This is a genomic window from Lysinibacillus sp. GbtcB16, assembly GCF_019091145.1.
Classification (GTDB): domain Bacteria; phylum Bacillota; class Bacilli; order Bacillales_A; family Planococcaceae; genus Lysinibacillus; species Lysinibacillus fusiformis.
In genome coordinates, this window is record NZ_JAGXJV010000085.1 from 1 (window position 1) to 714 (window position 714).

Genomic DNA, 714 nt, shown 5'->3' on the forward strand with positions numbered 1-714 from the left:
ATATCCAAATTACAGCAGATGTTCTAGAACAAGTTTATAGTAACAAAAATTTAGATTGTATAATCATAATTTCAAATGATAAAGATATGACTCCATTAATTAAAACAGCGAGAAAAGTAAAAGATAATGTATCTTTAGTCTTATTCAAAAGTAATTATGATGAAGTTTTATTAGCGTGTCCAAATCAACACTTTTTTATTGACGATATTTTAGAAATAAAAATTGATGAGGTAAATGGGTTAAAAGAGGAAATAAAAAATAATTTAAGTAACTATATACAAAAAGATTTTATTGATCAAGGGAAAGTTCCACCGTGTATTTCACTAGAAAGATATGTAGAGAACACAGTAAAGTGGCATAAAATATTTGAATATGAAGTCATAAGATTGCTGAGTTTATTGGAAAAAGAGGGCGATATTGTAATACATAAGTATACAATCGGATCCTCAAATAGAGAACATATAGGTATTATTACACCAGAGTTTGAGAAGTATTTCCAAGATCCAAAGCCAATACATAAAATTAATAATTACTTTGCTGAAAATAAAATTATGAGCTACTATAATAAATTCACACAAAAATAAACAAAAAAATATTGCATCTTTTTAATTTTCTTGTATATAATAAGAATATAAAAAAATACAATACTTTTAAAAAAAACAAGTTATTAAAAAAACAATACTTTAAAAATTACAACGTTTTAAAAATTACAAT

The 714-nt window shown here is 23.7% G+C and carries 1 protein-coding gene; it reads left to right on the plus strand.

Annotated elements, in window-relative coordinates:
* Window positions 1-584: NYN domain-containing protein (locus KVT27_RS23400; RefSeq protein WP_217582051.1), on the plus strand; the 584-nt coding region annotated here is incomplete at its 5' end.
* Between the last annotated feature and the right edge of the window lie 130 nt (window positions 585-714).